Origin of the sequence: Rhizobium ecuadorense, from assembly GCF_001187535.1 — a bacterium.
In the GTDB taxonomy this organism is placed as follows: domain Bacteria; phylum Pseudomonadota; class Alphaproteobacteria; order Rhizobiales; family Rhizobiaceae; genus Rhizobium; species Rhizobium ecuadorense.
On record NZ_LFIO01000478.1, the window covers coordinates 1 to 576 of the forward strand.

The 576-nt window shown below is 59.4% G+C and carries 1 protein-coding gene and 1 pseudogene; one reads left to right on the forward strand and one right to left on the reverse strand.

Annotation, left to right across the window (positions count from 1 at the left end; genetic code table 11):
• On the forward strand, positions 1-266 hold a 266-nt coding region (locus tag AF337_RS11490; protein WP_152970989.1), incomplete at its 5' end, for a tetratricopeptide repeat protein.
• Positions 267-384: 118 nt separating this feature from the next.
• Here the strand turns inward: AF337_RS11490 and AF337_RS44280 are convergent.
• Positions 385-576 (reverse strand): annotated as a pseudogene (locus tag AF337_RS44280) (hypothetical protein); the annotation flags it as partial.

Genomic DNA, 576 nt, shown 5'->3' on the forward strand with positions numbered 1-576 from the left:
ATCCGGCTGCTTGGTTAGGCTTGGCGGCCTCCGCCGACATGGTTGCCCGCTTCGACACGTCCGACCGCGCCTACCAGCAACTCTCGCGAATGATCGGCAACACCCCGGTCTACTACAACAATATCGGATATTCTCATCTGTTGCGCGGTGACTTGCGCACGGCCAGGCGGTATTTCCTGAAAGCCTATGAGCTTGATCCCGGAAACGAAGTCACTGCCCGTAATCTCGAATTGATGAAGAACAGCGTAAATTACGCTCAGCGGTGATAGGCCCTGCAGCGATCGACAATCTGGGTCGAGATGAGATTGCCCTTGCGCATTGCGAGCATCGGCGCCCCCTGGCAGCATCCACCGATTGCTTTGGAGATTTCGGCGAACGCGGGGTTTACCGGGCCTTCCGAAGGATGAGCTGGCCTTCCGGCGAGATTGTGCGCTCGTAACGCGGCAGGTCACTGACGGCAATGCCCCCGGCTTCGAGGGACGCAAGGCTGCTATCCGAAGCTTGAGCTTCCGCCGGCACGGCACGGGGTGCGAAAAATTGTGCTGGCTCCTTGCCGGGTGCGCTAAGGACCAAAGC